This is a genomic window from Archangium minus, from assembly GCF_044360475.1.
GTDB classification, from domain to species: domain Bacteria; phylum Myxococcota; class Myxococcia; order Myxococcales; family Myxococcaceae; genus Archangium; species Archangium minus.
Window position 1 is genome coordinate 2,991,842 of record NZ_CP043494.1, and the last position, 13,711, is coordinate 3,005,552.

The following is a 13,711-nucleotide window of genomic DNA, read 5'->3' on the forward strand; positions in this document are numbered from 1 at the left end:
TGGGGTGTGCTTCAGCGGCGCGATTCCATCTGCAGTTGCTGCTTCAATAGCTCGTCGAGGACGGTGGGCTCGGCGAGGGTGGAGGTGTCGCCCAGGTCCTGGGTCTCGCCCGAGGCGATCTTCCGCAGCATGCGGCGGAGGATCGTCCCCGAGGGTGTCTTGGGCAGGCCGGACACGATGCGCACCTGGTCCGGCGTGGCGATGGGGCCGATGACGTGGCGCACCTGCTTCTTGAGGGCGCCTTCCATCTGCTCCGGGCTGGTGTCCTGGTACTCGGGCTTGAGCGTGACGAAAGCGCACACGCCCGTACCCTTGATCTCGTGCGGGAAGCCCACCACGGCGGACTCGGCGACGGCGTCGTGGGCCACCAGCGCGCTCTCCAGCTCGGCGGTGCCCAGACGGATGCCGGAGACGTTGAGCACGTCATCCACGCGGCCGGTGATCCAGTAGTAGCCGTCCTCGTCGCGGCGGCAGCCATCCCCGGTGAAGTAGAGGCGGGGAAAGCGCGAGTAGTAGGTGTCGATGAAGTGCTGGTGGTTGCCCCACACGGTGCGGGCCTGGCCCGGCCAGGTGCGGGCGATGCACAGATTGCCGGAGGCGCCGTTGGCCTCGAGGACGCGGCCCTCGTCGTCCACCAGCACCGGCTCGATACCGAAGAAGGGCAGGGTGGCGCTGCCGGGTTTGCAGGGGATCGCGCCCGGCAGGGGGGCGATGAGCACGCCGCCCGTCTCCGTCTGCCACCAGTTGTCCACCACGGGGCAGCGGCCCTCTCCCACCACGTCGTGGTACCAGCGCCACACCTCGGGATTGATGGGCTCGCCCGCGGAGGCCAGCAGCCGCAGGCTCTTGCGCGAGGACTTCTTCACGTACGCGTCCCCCTCCCGGATGAGGACGCGCAGCGCGGTGGGCACGGTGAAGAGCACGGTGGCCTTCAGGTCGTCCACCACCTGCCACAGCCTCCCCGCGTCCGGGTAGGTGGGCAAGGACTCGAAGAGCACGGTGGTCGTCCCGTTCGTCAGCGGCGCGTACAGCACGTAGGTGTGGCCGGTGATGCACCCCATGTCCGCGGTGCCGAAGTGCACATCGTCCGGCTGCAGGTCGAAGACGTAGCGGTGCGTGGTGACGGCGTAGACGAGGTAGCCGCCCGTGGTGTGCATGACGCCCTTGGGCTTGCCGGTGCTGCCCGAGGTGTAGAGGATGAAGAGGGGATCCTCCGCGGCCATCCACTCCACGGGGCAGGTGCCGCGGTGCTTGCTCATCTCCTGGTCCAGCCACCAGTCGCGGCCGGCCTGCATGGGCACGTGGGTTTCCGTGCGGCGCACCACCAGCACGGACTGGACCTGGGAGAGGCCCTCCACCGCCTCATCGGTGATGGCCTTGGTCTGGACCCGCTTCGCGCCGCGTGGCCCCTCGTTGGCGGTGACGAGCACCCGGGCGCCCGAGTCGAGGATGCGCTCGCGCAGGGACCCGGCGGAGAAGCCGGCGAACACCACCGAGTGCACCGCGCCGATGCGCGCGCACGCCAGCATGGTGTAGGCCAGCTCCGGCACCATGGGCAGGTAGATGCAGACGCGGTCTCCCTTGCGCACGCCATGGGCCTTGAGCACGTTGGCCACGCGGCCCACGTTGTGCTTGAGGTCGCGCCAGGTGATGATCTCGTACTCTCCCGGCTCGTTCTTCGCCCAGATGATGGCGGGCTTGCCGGGGCGCGTCTTCACGTGCCGGTCCACCGCGTTGTAGCAGGCGTTGAGCCGGCCTCCCCCGAACCACGAGAAGTCCGCCAGGTCCAGGTCCGCGTCCAGGATGGTGTCCGGCGGGTGGAACCACGTGAGGGCCTGGGCCATCTCGCCCCAGAACTCCTCGGGCTTCTCGATGCTCCTGCGGTAGAGGAGCTGGTAGTCCTCCAGGCTCTGGAGGCGTGCGGTCCAGCGAAACCCGTCCGTGGGTTGGTACATCATCCGGTGCGTCTCCTGGGTGGGGGTGGCTCGAGGATGTTCAGGGGGTGGCCAGAGCGGCCCGTGGGCTCATGCGGGAAATGGAGGTGCGAGGGGGTGGGGGTGTGTCACGCGAGCCTCTATGAGCAACGCTCATTCCAGGCCACAGCATGAATGTTCTCGCGCTCTTGGAGGCTGGCACGGCGCGTCAGATGTTTCGAAAGGTAACGAATCCCGTCACCCCGGTAACACCGGCTCCCCGCCCAGTCGAAGCCCCAGCGAGCACTCAGCGAAGGCGGTGCCCGGGGGTCTCATTGCCCCGGTTCCGCGGTGTGTCCATCCCTTCACACATGGCACCCCCCGCCACCAGGAGGTCGTGCGACATGGGGATTCGGAAAGCGGCGTTCGGCGTCGTGCTGTGGAGTGGGCTGGGACTCTGGGGCGGTGCGCCTGCGCTGGGTCAGGGAGAGCCGCCCTTCTACGTGCCGCCCAATCTGGGTCGGTCGGACCTGCCGGAGCGCGCGCCGGACGTGCCGTACGTGCCCACCCCGCAGGAGGTGGTGGACGACATGCTGGCGGTCGCCGACTTGAAGCCGGGTGATGTGCTCTATGACCTGGGCTCGGGAGATGGTCGCATCGTCGTCACCGCTGCGAAGAACTTCGGCGTGCGCGGGGTGGGCATCGACATCAACCCCGAGCGCATCCAGGAGGCGGAGGCCAACGCGCGCTCCGCGGGCGTGCAGGAGCTCACCGAGTTCCGCCAGCAGGATCTCTTCAAGGCGGACATTGATGATGCGACGGTGGTGACGATGTACCTGCTGCCGAGCGTCAACAACCGGTTGAAGCCGAAGCTGCTGCGGGACTTGAAGCCGGGGACGCGCATCGTCTCGCACTCTTTCGACATCGAGGGCTGGGAGCCGGAGCGGATCGTCGAGTCCGAGGGCCGCACGCTCTACCTGTGGGTGGTGCCGGAGCACCCGTCGCGCAGGCGGTAGGGTCTACGCGCGCGTGCGCGGAATCCCGAGCCGCTGGCGCTTCTCCCACAGGGCCTTGCGGCTGATGCCCAGCCGGCGCGCCAGCTCCGTCTCGCCGAGCTTGTCCTGGTGCTCCAGCACGAAGCGGCGGAAGTACTCCTCCAGCGAGTCAGGTGAGGCGCTGCCTTCGATGCCTGGATCCGGGATTTCGTTGGCCTCGAAGGCCCCGTTGCCAACCGGCTCCAGCGCGAGCAGCCCGGGGGTGATGACCGGGCCGTCGGCGAGGATGACGGCACGCTCGAGGGCGTTCTCCAACTCGCGCACGTTGCCGGGCCAGGGATGCGTGGTGATGGCCACGAGTGCCTCGGGCGATAGCGTTGCAGGCGAGCGGTGGAGCCTCTGGCATGCCCGCTCCAGCAGGTGCTTGGCGAGCGCGGGGATGTCCTCGCCGCGCTCACGCAAGGGCGGCAGCTTGATCTCCACCACGCGCAGGCGGAAGTAGAGATCCTGCCGGAAGGCACCCTCCTGAACGCGCTTGGGCAGATCGCGGTGGGTGGCCGCGATGATGCGCACGTCCACCTTGCGCGAGCGGGTGGCGCCCACGCGCCGCACCTCACCGTCCTGCATCATTCGCAGGAGGCGGGCCTGGGCGGGGGCGGGCAGCTCACCAATCTCATCGAGGAAGAGCGTGCCTCCATCCGCGCTCTCCACCAGGCCCGCGTGCGCGGCCTGCGCGCCCGTGAAGGCGCCCTTCTCGTGACCGAACAGCTCCGACTCCAGCAGGCCCTCGGGGATGGCGGCGCAGTTGACGGCCACCAGCGGGCCCTCACGTCGGGGGCTCTGCTCGTGGATGGCGCGCGCCACCAGCTCCTTGCCCGTGCCGGACTCGCCCAGCACCAGCACCGTGGCCGGCGAGGCGGCCACCTTGCGGATGCGCTCGAAGACGTCGCGCATGGCCAGGCAGTTGCCCACCATTCCGCTCACCGAGTACGCGCGCTCCACCTCGCGCTTCAGTGCGGCGTTCTGGCGCGTCAGCCGGCCCTCGCGCAGCACGCGATCCACCTGCAGGAGCAGCTCGTCGTGGTCGAAAGGCTTGGCGATGTAGTCCACCGCCCCCAGCTTCATGGCCTCCACCGCCGAGCGCACCGTGGCGTAGCTGGTCATGATGAGGACCGGCACGCCCGGCGCCTTGGCGATGACGTCCGTGCCCGGCGCTCCCGGCAGCCGCAGGTCGCTCAGGATGAGGTCGAACGTGTCCAGCTCATGGTCCGTCTGGGCCTCGTGCACCGTGCCAGCCTCGGCTACGTCGTGCCCTGCTCGCGTCAGCAGGCGCCGCAGCTCGGTGCGGATGACGGGCTCGTCCTCGATGACCAGGATGCGGCTCATGCGGTGTGCTGCCCCCCCTGTCCAGGTCGCGCGTGGGGGCTCGGCGAACCTCGGAAGGCTTGACCGAGAGGGTAGTCCCTTTGACCCGCCCTTTGTCCACTTCCAAAGGTTTGACGGGGTGCGTCATGGATGCGCTGGATGGCATTGGCCACTTCCATCCCCTCGTCCCCGTCGCACAGGCGCCCAGCGCCGCGGACCAGCCGATGAACGCCGAGCGGTGCAGGGAATTGGGCGTGGCGCGCGTGGTGTCGCCCCTGTCGATGATGAGAGGGTAGATGGGCGTGCTACCTTGCTTTTGGCAGCTCGCGCCGCGCTTTCCGTCACGCCGCCATCACCCTGGTTCGTGTATTGCGGCGCTCTGGGGGCGCTGCCCACGGGGACGTCTTGAGCGGCGTCTCGAGCGACTTCTCATCGGAGGAATTCATGTATCAGAGGGGGTTCTCGCTGCTGCCCTGGTTGGCGGCTGCGTGGATGGTAAGTGTCTTGGGTTGTCGGCCGGAGCAGCCCACCGACCCTGTAGGCTCGGTCCAGGTGGTGGGTCGCTTCGAGGAGGCCGAGTTCGCGAGCGACGTGGCGCGGGTGACGGTCACGCTCACTGCGCCGGACCTGACCGCTTCGCGCAGTCTGGAGCTGACGCAGGGGGATGGTGGGTGGACCGGAACCTTCTCGGGGATACCCGTGGGGGAGGCGCGCACGTTTACCGGGGAGGCTTTCGGCGCGGACGGTTCGAAGAGATACGCGGGCCAGCTCTCGGGCGTGACCATCCTCTCCGGACAGACGGTGGAGGTCCTCTTGCCCCTGCGCTCGCTGAACAGGGTACCGCACGTGGCGAGCCTCACCGTCGCGCCCTCGACCGTGAAGGTGGGCGAGGCCACCACCGTGGAGGTCACCGCCTCCGACGAGGACGGGGATGCGCTGAAGTACCAGTGGAGCGCGTCGGGGTGCTCGGGGACGTGGGTGGATGCCACCTCGGCGACCGCCCGGTTCACGCCGGAGGCCCTGCCCCCGGGTGGCTCCTGTGACTGCCGCCTGAGCGTCACGGTGGATGATGCGCGCAAGGGGATGGCCCAGCGCGCGGAGCCCCTCTGCGTGCAGGCGCCGCCCGAGGTGGTGCACTCCTCCCAATCCTCCCCTTCCGTGCCGGAGAGCGGCACCGTGACGCTTCGGGTGGAGGCGAAGGATCCGCAGAACAGCGCGCTCAGCTTCACCTGGGAGGCGAGCGTGGGGACGCTGGGCTCGCCCACGAGCACCGCTTCGACGAGCGAGGTCATCTGGACGGCGCCCCCGTGCGTGTCCGGTCCTCAACCCGTGTCCATCACGGCCACGGTGAGCAACGCGCTGGGGCTGTCCACGTCCAAGGCCTTCACGATCCAGGGGACGCCACAATGCTTGCCCTCCGGCTCGTGGTCAGCGGTGAGCGGATTGAGCTGGAGCCGTACGGGCCATACGGCGACGCTGCTGCCCTCGGGCAGGGTGCTGATGATTGGTGGGGAGAACCTGCCTCGCACTGCCCCCATGACGGAGCTGTACGACCCGGTGAGGGAGCTGTCCATCTTGGGAGGGGAGCTGGTGCAGTTCCGCAAGTTCCACACCGCCATGCTGCTGCCTTCGGGCAAGGTGCTGGTGGCGGGGGGTGAAACCGCCGCGGCGGAGCTGTACGACCCGGAGACGAGGACGTCGGCCCTGACGGGCTCCATGGCCACGGAGCGTGCCGAGCACACGGCGACGCTGCTGCCTTCGGGCAAGGTGCTGGTGGTGGGGGGTCGTGACTCGCAGGGCAAGGGTCTCGCGACGGCGGAGCTGTACGACCCGGCGACGGGCACGTGGAGCCCGGCGGGCACCCTGGCCGAGCCCCACCAGTCCCACACGGCGACGCTGCTGCCTTCGGGCCAGGTGCTGGTGGCGGGAGGCGCGACGACGGCGGTGGAACTGTATGACCCCGAGACGAGCACGTGGAGCTCCACCGCGGCCCTGGACAAAGCCCGCTCCTGGCACGCCGCGGCGCTTCTCCACTCGGGGAAGGTGCTGGTGATAGGGGGGAATGCCGCGGGCACGACGCTCGCGACCGCGCAGGTGTATGACCCGGCGACGGGGACGTGGTCCTCGGCGGGCTCCATGTCTCTTCCGCGTGAGCGCCTCACGGCCACGGTGCTGACCTCGGGTCGCGTGCTGGTGGTCTCGGGAGAGAAACAGTACGCGGCGTCTATCAAGACGGAGCTGTACGACCCGGAAGCGGGAACCTGGACGTCTGCCGGCCAGATGGCCGTGGGCCGGATCCGCGTCACGGCGACGCTGTTGCCCTCGGGCAAGGTCCTGGTTTCCGGGAGCGAGCTCTCTGTCGAGGTGTATGACCCGGTGAAGGGGACCTGGAAGAGCTCCTCCCCTCCCGTGATCGGTGGCCGCACCCGCCACACGGCGACGCTGCTGCCCTCGGGCGCGGTGCTGGTGGTCGGAGGCGGCTCGCCCACGCCGGAGGTGTACGATCCGGTGACGAAATCCTGGAGGGACGAGGGATACGTTTTCGCGCGCTCGAAAGGTACGGCGACGTTGCTGCCCTCGGGCAAGGTGCTGCTGGCCGGAGGAGACCCCGCCTTCTACGACCCCCCAGTGGAGATATATGACCCGGCAACGCGAGGGTTTACCGACTATGTGGCGACCATGACCCGGTTGCGCTCCGGGCACACGGCGACGCTGCTGCCCTCGGGCAAGGTCCTGGTGGCTGGAGGTGGCTCGGCCACGGCGGAGCTGTTCGATCCGGTGAAGAGTACGTGGACTCCGACGGGCGACATGGCCGCGCAGCGCTCCGGACATACGGCGACGCTGCTGCCCTCGGGTAAGGTCCTGGTGACCGGAGGGAACCTGGTCACGACGGCGGAGCTGTACGATCCGGAGTCAGGGACGTGGACCCTCACCGCGCCCCTACAGTTCGCTCGCACCTCTCACACGGCGACGTTGCTGCCCTCGGGCAAGGTCCTGGTGACGGGTGGAGGCACAGCCAGCGCGGAGGTGTATGACCCGGGGACGGCCACGTGGACGCCGATAGGCGACATGGCCGGGCCCCGCTCCGAGCATACGGCGACGCTGCTGCCTTCGGGCAAGGTGCTGGTGGTGGGGGGCAATAACAACCTGTCCCTCTCCCAGAACGTGGAGCTGTACGACCCGGAGACGGGCACGTGGACTCCCGTGGAGGATACCGGCCATTTCCTCACGGGCCACACCGCGACCTTGCTGCCCAACGGACAGGTGCTGGTGGTGGGCGGCGGTCCTGTCTACAACCATGCCTCGGCGCTGATCTACAACCCCTGACTCAGTCGAGCCGCATCGACAGCTCCACCTCGCTGGCGAACGGCACCGACAGGTAACCGTGCTGGGGCGAGCGGACGCGCTCCAGATATTCCGGGCTCCAATCCGCATTGTCGGCGAGGATCAAGGAGCCCGGCCGCAGCCGGTTTTCGACGAGCGCCAGGATGGCCGGATAAAGGCCCTTGGCGCCGTCGAGCAGCAACAGGTCGACCTGCTCGGGCAAGTCCTTGGCGAGCGTCTGGAGTGCGTCGCCCTCGCGAAGCTCCACGAGGTCCGCGAGTCCACTCGCCGCGATGTTCTCGCGCGCGCGGGCGATCTTCGAAGGCTCGAACTCGCTGGTGATTAAGCGGCCACCGCCATTGTCGCGGAGCGCCGCGGCCAGGTGCAGGGTCGAGATGCCGAACGAGGTGCCGAACTCGACGATCGTCCGCGCGCGGCAGGTACGCGCCAGCATGTAGAGCAGCGTGCCGGTCTCGCGGGAGACGGCGAGCGCGGCGTCCTTCATCTTCGCATAGAACTCGAGGTATTCGGTCTTGCTCGCCATCAGCCGAGCACGCTCCTCCTTTGGCATCTGGGCGAAGGTCGGAATGATCGCCGCCGAGGACTCGTCCGCTTGCGCGAACAGACGATTCAGCAGAGGGGCGAGAGGTACGGTGGAAAGTGTTGTCATTGTGGGAATCCCAGTCAGGTGGAAAGCGCGTCCTTGCGCCTGATCAAGAAATACGATTGATTATTCGCGTTTCCTATTCGCGTTCCCGAGGCTCTTCGTGACGGATCGTCCAACTCCCTGTATTTCCTCGCGAAAGAAGCCCAAACAGGCGCGTTCCGCGCAGCTCGTCACCGACATTCTCGTCGCCGCTGCTCAGGTTCTGGCGCGTGAGGGCGCGCACCGCTTCACCACCGCACGCGTCGCCGAGAAGGCTGGAATTAGCGTTGGATCGCTCTACCAATATTTCCCGAACAAGGCGGCGATCCTCTTCCGTCTGCAGACCGAGGAGTGGCGGCAGAACAGCGAGCTGCTGCGCGGCATCCTCGAGGATTCCTCCAGGCCCCCGCTCGAGCGCCTTCGCGAGGTCGTGCACGCCTTCATCCGCTCCGAGTGCGTGGAGGCCGAGATGCGGATCGCGCTCAACGACGCGGCGCCGCTCTATCGCGACGCACCAGAGGCACGGGAGCAGCGCGTGTCCGGCACACGCGCTGTGCAGGTCTTCATGCGCGAGGCCCTCCCAAATGCGTCGGAGGAGAAGCGTGCGCTCGCTGGCGACGTGATCATGATGTCGCTCAATACCGTGGGGAAGCGGATCTCAGAGCAGAAGCGCACCGAGCAGGAGGTCGACGCCTATGCCGGGGCGATGGCCGACATGTTCTGTGCCTATCTTCGCCAGCTCTAGGGCGGAGGGAGGGGCCCAGACCCTCCGTGGCTGGAGTGTGGCACGAGGCGCATCCATGCTTCGCGAGCACGGTGTCCGGTGCGTCGCATCCCACCCCGAGGCCCGCCGCCGGAAGCTCCTGGAGCTGCTCCGGGAGCTCCGGCAGGTGCTGGGTGATCCCACCCCTTGAGGAGGGCGAGCCACTCCCTGCGCGAGGCGCCGGTGGACTCAGTCGGCCTGCGTCGTGCGCGTCGGCGTGAGCTGCGCCTCGAGTGTACGCGCCCAGTGGGCGAGCACCTTGCGGCGCCGGGCCGTGTCGTCGTGGAGCAGGTTCGCGAGCGCCAGGCCGCGGAGGAGGTCGAGTGTCGCGCGCACGGCGTCACGGACCTCGCGGTCGCTCTCATCGAGGCCGAGCAGCTGGACGGTGAGCCGGTGCACCTCCCGACCGACGTGCGTCTCGAGCGGTAGCAGAAGCGCCTTCAGCTCCTCGTCGGCCACAGCCGCTACCCATAGATGCGTCGCGGCCGTGAAGAGCGGGCCGGCGTAGACGTCATAGAGCAGGTTCAGCAGGGGCTCGACGCGTCGCCGGCTCTGCGGCAGGCCCTTCGCGCGCCGTGCGATCTCCTCGAGCTGTTGGTGGAAGACATGCTCGACCGCGGCCGCGACAAGGGCCGCTCGCGTCGGGAAGTGGTGCTGACAGGCGCCCCGCGACACCCCCGCTCGCTCGGCGATGGCGCCGGTCGTCGCCCCTGCCCAGCCCTGCTCCGTGAGCACCTCGATGGCGGCCGCCATCAGCTTCTGCCGCGTCACACGGCTGCGTTCCTGCTCCTGCCTCGTTGCTCCGCTCGCCGGACCGCTCATGGGCCTACCCTGTTGTATCGCCCAGAAAAAAGCAATCACGCTTGCTTTTTTTGGGGTGGGGGGCACAGACTCTCTGTTCACCGGCACGGGAGGTGCGATGGACGCTCGAGCGCTGCGCATTGGCAATGCATCCGGCTTCTACGGCGACCGCTTCTCCGCGTTCCGGGAGATGTTGGAGGGTGGCCCGCTTGACGTCCTCACCGGCGACTACCTGGCGGAGCTGACGCTCCTCATCCTGGGTCGCGACCGGCAGAAGAACCCAGCAGGTGGGTACGCCAGGACGTTCCTGCGCCAGCTCGAGGAGACGCTCGGCCTCGCGGTCGAGAAGAAGGTCCGCATTGTCGCGAACGCGGGCGGCCTCAACCCGGCGGGGCTCGCGAACGACTTGCGCGCGCTCGCCGCGAAGCTCGGCCTGTCCGTCCGCGTCGCGCACGTCGAAGGCGACGACCTTGTCGGACGCGCGGACGAGCTCGGCTTCGGACGGCCCCTGACGGCCAACGCGTACCTCGGCGGCTGGGGCATTGCGGCATGTCTCGATGCAGGCGCGGACATCGTCGTCACGGGGCGAGTGACCGATGCCTCGCTCGTCGTCGGTCCCGCTGCCTCCCACTTCGGCTGGAAGCACCACGACTGGGACCGCCTCGCTGGCGCCATGGTGGCCGGTCACGTCCTCGAGTGCGGAGCGCAGGCGACCGGTGGCAACTTCGCCTTCTTCGGCGAGCTCGACGCGCGTCGACCCGGCTTCCCGCTCGCGGAGATCTTCGCTGACGGCTCGAGCATCATCACGAAGCACCCGGGCACTGGCGGTGCCGTCACCGTCGATACCGTGAAGGCCCAGCTCGTCTACGAGATTGCCGGCGCTCGCTATGCCGGCCCCGACGCCACCGCGCGCTTCGACACCATCGCGATAGAGGCCGCTGGCACCGACCGGGTGCGCCTGTCGGGCGTACGCGGCGAACCGCCTCCTCCGGACGTGAAGGTGTGCCTGAACCGGCTCGGCGGGTTCCGCAACGAGGCCAGCTTCGTGCTCGTCGGCCTCGACATCGAAGAGAAGGCCGCGCTCGTGCGGGAGCAGTTCGATGCGGCGCTCGATCCACGACCGGCCGAGGTCGTCTACACCCTCGCGCGTACCGACCACACCGACGCACCGAGCGAGGAGCAGGCCTCGGCAACGCTGCGTGTCTCCGTGAAGGATGCCGATGCGAAGGTCGTCGGACGCCACTTCAGCAGTGCCGCGGTGGAGCTCGCGTTGGCCAGCTACCCCGGCTTCTTCATGACCACGCTGCCCGGTGACGCCTCGCCCTTCGGCATCTATACGCCGGCCTGGGTCGATGCTCGGAGGGTGCCGCACGTCGCGGTGCTCCCGGATGGGGCGCGCATCGACGTGACGCCGCCGGACGAGACGTGCAGGCTCGAAGCGGTTCCGGTACCAGCCCTGCCGGCACCGCTGCTGCCGGGGCCCACCCGGCGCATGCCGCTCGGCCGGGTGGCCCTGGCCCGCAGTGGGGACAAGGGTGGGGACGCGAACATCGGCGTGTGGGTCCGCACCGAGGAGGCGTGGCGCTGGCTCGTGCACGCTTTCACGGAGGAGAGGTTGCGTGCGCTGCTGCCGGAGACAGGCGAGCTCACGATTCACCGGCACGTGCTTCCGAACCTGCGTGCCTTGAACTTCGTTGTCGAGGGACTCCTCGGTGAGGGAGTCGCGTCGTCCACCCGCTTCGACCCGCAGGGCAAGGCGCTCGGCGAGTGGCTGCGCGCGCGCCACGTTGAGGTGCCGGAACAGCTTCTCTGACCCTTTGCTCGCTCCCGAGCCCACCGAGGAAGTCCATGCAGCAGACCCAGGAACACCGCGCCATCCGCCAGACTGTCCGCAAGTTCGTCGAACAGGAGCTGAACCCGCATGTCGACGCCTGGGAGGCCGCTGAGACCTTCCCGGCACGAGAGGTGTTCCGGAAGCTCGGTGAGCTCGGGTTGCTCGGTATCACGAAGCCGACGGAGTTCGGAGGGCTCGGGCTCGATGCGTCGTTCTCGGTCGCCTTCGCCGAGGAGCTCGGCCACTGCACTTGTGGCGCGCTGCCGATGGCAATCGGTGTCGTCACCGACATGGCGACGCCCGCACTCGCCCGCTTCGGCAGCGACGCGCTGCGACGGGAGTTCCTCGCGCCGACGCTCGCTGGCGAGCGTGTCTGCTCCATCGCGGTGAGCGAGCCTGGCGCCGGCTCCGACGTCGCGGGGGTGACGACCACCGCGCGCCGCGACGGCGACGACTACGTCATCGACGGCAGCAAGATGTGGATCACCAACGGCATGCAGGCCGATTGGATCTGCCTGCTCGCCAACACGGGCGACGGGCCAGCGCATGCGAATAAGTCGCTCATCATCGTGCCGATGGACCGCCCCGGCATCACGCGGTCGAAGATCCGCAAGCTTGGCATGTGGGCGTCTGACACGGCGCAGCTCTTCTTCGACGGCGTGCGCGTGCCGGTGCGCTTCCGCATCGGCGAGGAGGGGCGCGGCTTCGCGATGCAGATGCAGCAGTTCCAGGAGGAGCGGCTCTTCGTGTCAGCGAGCACCCTCGTCACTTTTGACCGGCTCATCGCGCAGACGGCTGAGTACACGCGGCAGCGCAAGGCGTTCGGGCAGCCAATCCTCGACAACCAGACCGTGCACTTCAGGCTCGCTGAGCTGCAGACGGAGGTCGAGGCGCTCCGGGCGCTCATCTACCGGACCGTCGAGCTGTACGTCGAGAACAAGGACGACCCCGAGGTCGTGAAGCTCGCCTCGATGTGCAAGCTCAAGTCGGGCCGCCTCGCCCGCGAGCTTGCCGATGGGTGCCTCCAGTTCTGGGGCGGCATGGGCTTCACCTGGGACAACCCCCTCGCACGCGCCTACCGCGACCTGCGCCTCGGCTCCATCGGTGGCGGAGCCGACGAGGTGATGCTCGGAATCATCAGCAAGGCAATGGGCACCCTGCCTCGCAAGTCGCGCGGTTAAGGAGGACACGATGGGATACCGTTCAGTTTTTGCTCCTGGCACCTTCGCGGGCCGCACCATCGTCGTCACCGGTGCAGGCAGCGGCATTGGGCGGTGCACTGCGCACGAGCTCGCGTCGCTCGGCGCGCACGTCGTCCTCGTCGGCCGCAAGCAGGAGAAGCTCGCGCGCGTCGCCGGAGAGCTCTCCGCCGAGGGACATGCGTCGACGCAGCACGCCGTTGACATCCGCGACGAGGACGCGGTGCGCGCCATGGTCGCCGCCGTTGTCGAGGCGCGCGGTCGAATCGATGGGCTCGTGAACAACGCCGGTGGGCAGTTCCCCGCGCCGCTCGCGCAGATCTCCAAGAAGGGCTTTGACGCGGTCGTCGCGACGAACCTCACCGGCGGCTTCCTCGTCGCGCGCGAGGTGTTCATGCAGTCCATGTGCGATCACGGTGGGGCCATCGTGAACATGCTCGCGGACGCATGGAATGGCATGCCGGGTATGGGGCACTCGGGCGCGGCACGCGCTGGCATGTTCAACCTGACGCAGACGGCTGCTGTTGAGTGGGCCTCCGCCGGGGTTCGCGTGAACGCCGTCGCGCCCGGCTGGGTCGCCTCGAGCGGCCTCGATACCTACAAGGATCCGGGTATCCGCGCGCTCATTCCACAGCTGCGCCAGCAGGTGCCCTTGCACCGGCTCGCCACCGAGGCCGAGGTGAGCGGTGCCATCGTGTTCCTCCTCTCCGATGTGGCGGCGTTCATCACCGGCGAGGTCATCCGCATCGACGGGGGGGCGTCCTGCAACACGAAGGTGTTCCCGCTGCCGGAGCACTCGCGCTCGAAGCCGTACGACGGGTTCCACCTCGCCGCGCAGCCGCAGATCCTCGACGGCTCGAAGGAGAAGTGA

At 68.4% G+C, this 13,711-nt stretch carries 11 protein-coding genes; 7 read left to right on the top strand and 4 right to left on the bottom strand.

Annotated features, from left to right (window positions below; all coding sequences use genetic code 11):
* Positions 1–11: 11 nt before the first annotated feature.
* On the bottom strand, positions 12–1,958 hold the full coding sequence (gene acs / locus F0U60_RS12290) for an acetate--CoA ligase (RefSeq protein WP_395818382.1): 1,947 nt from the start codon (positions 1,956–1,958) through the stop codon (positions 12–14).
* A 359-nt stretch (positions 1,959–2,317) separates the two neighbouring features.
* On the opposite strand from acs, the gene F0U60_RS12295 reads away from it, so the two are divergent.
* Positions 2,318–2,929 carry an SAM-dependent methyltransferase gene (locus F0U60_RS12295; RefSeq protein ID WP_395818384.1) on the top strand — a complete coding sequence of 204 codons (612 nt, stop codon included), beginning with the start codon at positions 2,318–2,320 and terminating at the stop codon, positions 2,927–2,929.
* 3 nt (positions 2,930–2,932) lie between these two features.
* Here F0U60_RS12295 and F0U60_RS12300 read toward each other — a convergent pair whose 3' ends face one another.
* Complete coding sequence (locus F0U60_RS12300) at positions 2,933–4,294, bottom strand: sigma-54-dependent transcriptional regulator (RefSeq protein ID WP_395818386.1); 1,362 nt, start codon at positions 4,292–4,294, stop codon at positions 2,933–2,935.
* A gap of 125 nt (positions 4,295–4,419) precedes the next feature.
* Between F0U60_RS12300 and F0U60_RS12305 the strand changes: the two genes are divergently transcribed.
* Both F0U60_RS12305 and F0U60_RS12310 read left to right on the top strand, forming a co-directional pair.
* Positions 4,420–4,569: a hypothetical protein gene (locus tag F0U60_RS12305; protein ID WP_395818389.1), complete on the top strand. Its 150-nt coding sequence runs from the start codon at positions 4,420–4,422 to the stop codon at positions 4,567–4,569.
* Positions 4,570–4,717: 148 nt separating this feature from the next.
* Complete coding sequence (locus F0U60_RS12310; protein WP_395818393.1) at positions 4,718–7,600, top strand: kelch repeat-containing protein; 2,883 nt, start codon at positions 4,718–4,720, stop codon at positions 7,598–7,600.
* Between the two features lies 1 nt (position 7,601).
* Here F0U60_RS12310 and F0U60_RS12315 read toward each other — a convergent pair whose 3' ends face one another.
* Positions 7,602–8,267: an O-methyltransferase gene (locus F0U60_RS12315; protein ID WP_395818395.1), complete on the bottom strand. Its 666-nt coding sequence runs from the start codon at positions 8,265–8,267 to the stop codon at positions 7,602–7,604.
* Positions 8,268–8,364: 97 nt separating this feature from the next.
* Here F0U60_RS12315 and F0U60_RS12320 point away from each other — a divergent pair, with 97 nt between their 5' ends.
* Positions 8,365–8,988, top strand: coding sequence for a TetR family transcriptional regulator (locus F0U60_RS12320; RefSeq protein WP_395818397.1), 624 nt, complete (start codon positions 8,365–8,367; stop codon positions 8,986–8,988).
* 207 nt (positions 8,989–9,195) lie between these two features.
* Here the strand turns inward: F0U60_RS12320 and F0U60_RS12325 are convergent, their stop codons facing one another.
* Entirely contained in the window at positions 9,196–9,828 is a 633-nt protein-coding gene (locus tag F0U60_RS12325) for a TetR/AcrR family transcriptional regulator (RefSeq protein WP_395818399.1), read from the bottom strand.
* A 97-nt stretch (positions 9,829–9,925) separates the two neighbouring features.
* Between F0U60_RS12325 and F0U60_RS12330 the strand changes: the two genes are divergently transcribed.
* Genes F0U60_RS12330 through F0U60_RS12340 form a run of 3 tightly spaced genes read left to right on the top strand, consistent with a single transcriptional unit; the run spans position 9,926 to position 13,711 of the window.
* Complete coding sequence (locus F0U60_RS12330; protein WP_395818401.1) at positions 9,926–11,620, top strand: acyclic terpene utilization AtuA family protein; 1,695 nt, start codon at positions 9,926–9,928, stop codon at positions 11,618–11,620.
* A 35-nt stretch (positions 11,621–11,655) separates the two neighbouring features.
* Positions 11,656–12,822: an acyl-CoA dehydrogenase family protein gene (locus tag F0U60_RS12335; RefSeq protein ID WP_395818403.1), complete on the top strand. Its 1,167-nt coding sequence runs from the start codon at positions 11,656–11,658 to the stop codon at positions 12,820–12,822.
* A gap of 10 nt (positions 12,823–12,832) precedes the next feature.
* Positions 12,833–13,711, top strand: coding sequence for an SDR family oxidoreductase (locus F0U60_RS12340; protein ID WP_395818405.1), 879 nt, complete (start codon positions 12,833–12,835; stop codon positions 13,709–13,711).

Coding starts and splice junctions, on each gene's coding strand:
- acs (WP_395818382.1), bottom strand. CDS start 1,958: ATGATGTACCAACCCACGGACGGGTTTCGCTGGACCGCACGCCTCCAG.
- F0U60_RS12295 (WP_395818384.1), top strand. CDS start 2,318: ATGGGGATTCGGAAAGCGGCGTTCGGCGTCGTGCTGTGGAGTGGGCTG.
- F0U60_RS12300 (WP_395818386.1), bottom strand. CDS start 4,294: ATGAGCCGCATCCTGGTCATCGAGGACGAGCCCGTCATCCGCACCGAG.
- F0U60_RS12305 (WP_395818389.1), top strand. CDS start 4,420: ATGGATGCGCTGGATGGCATTGGCCACTTCCATCCCCTCGTCCCCGTC.
- F0U60_RS12310 (WP_395818393.1), top strand. CDS start 4,718: ATGTATCAGAGGGGGTTCTCGCTGCTGCCCTGGTTGGCGGCTGCGTGG.
- F0U60_RS12315 (WP_395818395.1), bottom strand. CDS start 8,267: ATGACAACACTTTCCACCGTACCTCTCGCCCCTCTGCTGAATCGTCTG.
- F0U60_RS12325 (WP_395818399.1), bottom strand. CDS start 9,828: ATGAGCGGTCCGGCGAGCGGAGCAACGAGGCAGGAGCAGGAACGCAGC.
- F0U60_RS12330 (WP_395818401.1), top strand. CDS start 9,926: ATGGACGCTCGAGCGCTGCGCATTGGCAATGCATCCGGCTTCTACGGC.
- F0U60_RS12335 (WP_395818403.1), top strand. CDS start 11,656: ATGCAGCAGACCCAGGAACACCGCGCCATCCGCCAGACTGTCCGCAAG.
- F0U60_RS12340 (WP_395818405.1), top strand. CDS start 12,833: ATGGGATACCGTTCAGTTTTTGCTCCTGGCACCTTCGCGGGCCGCACC.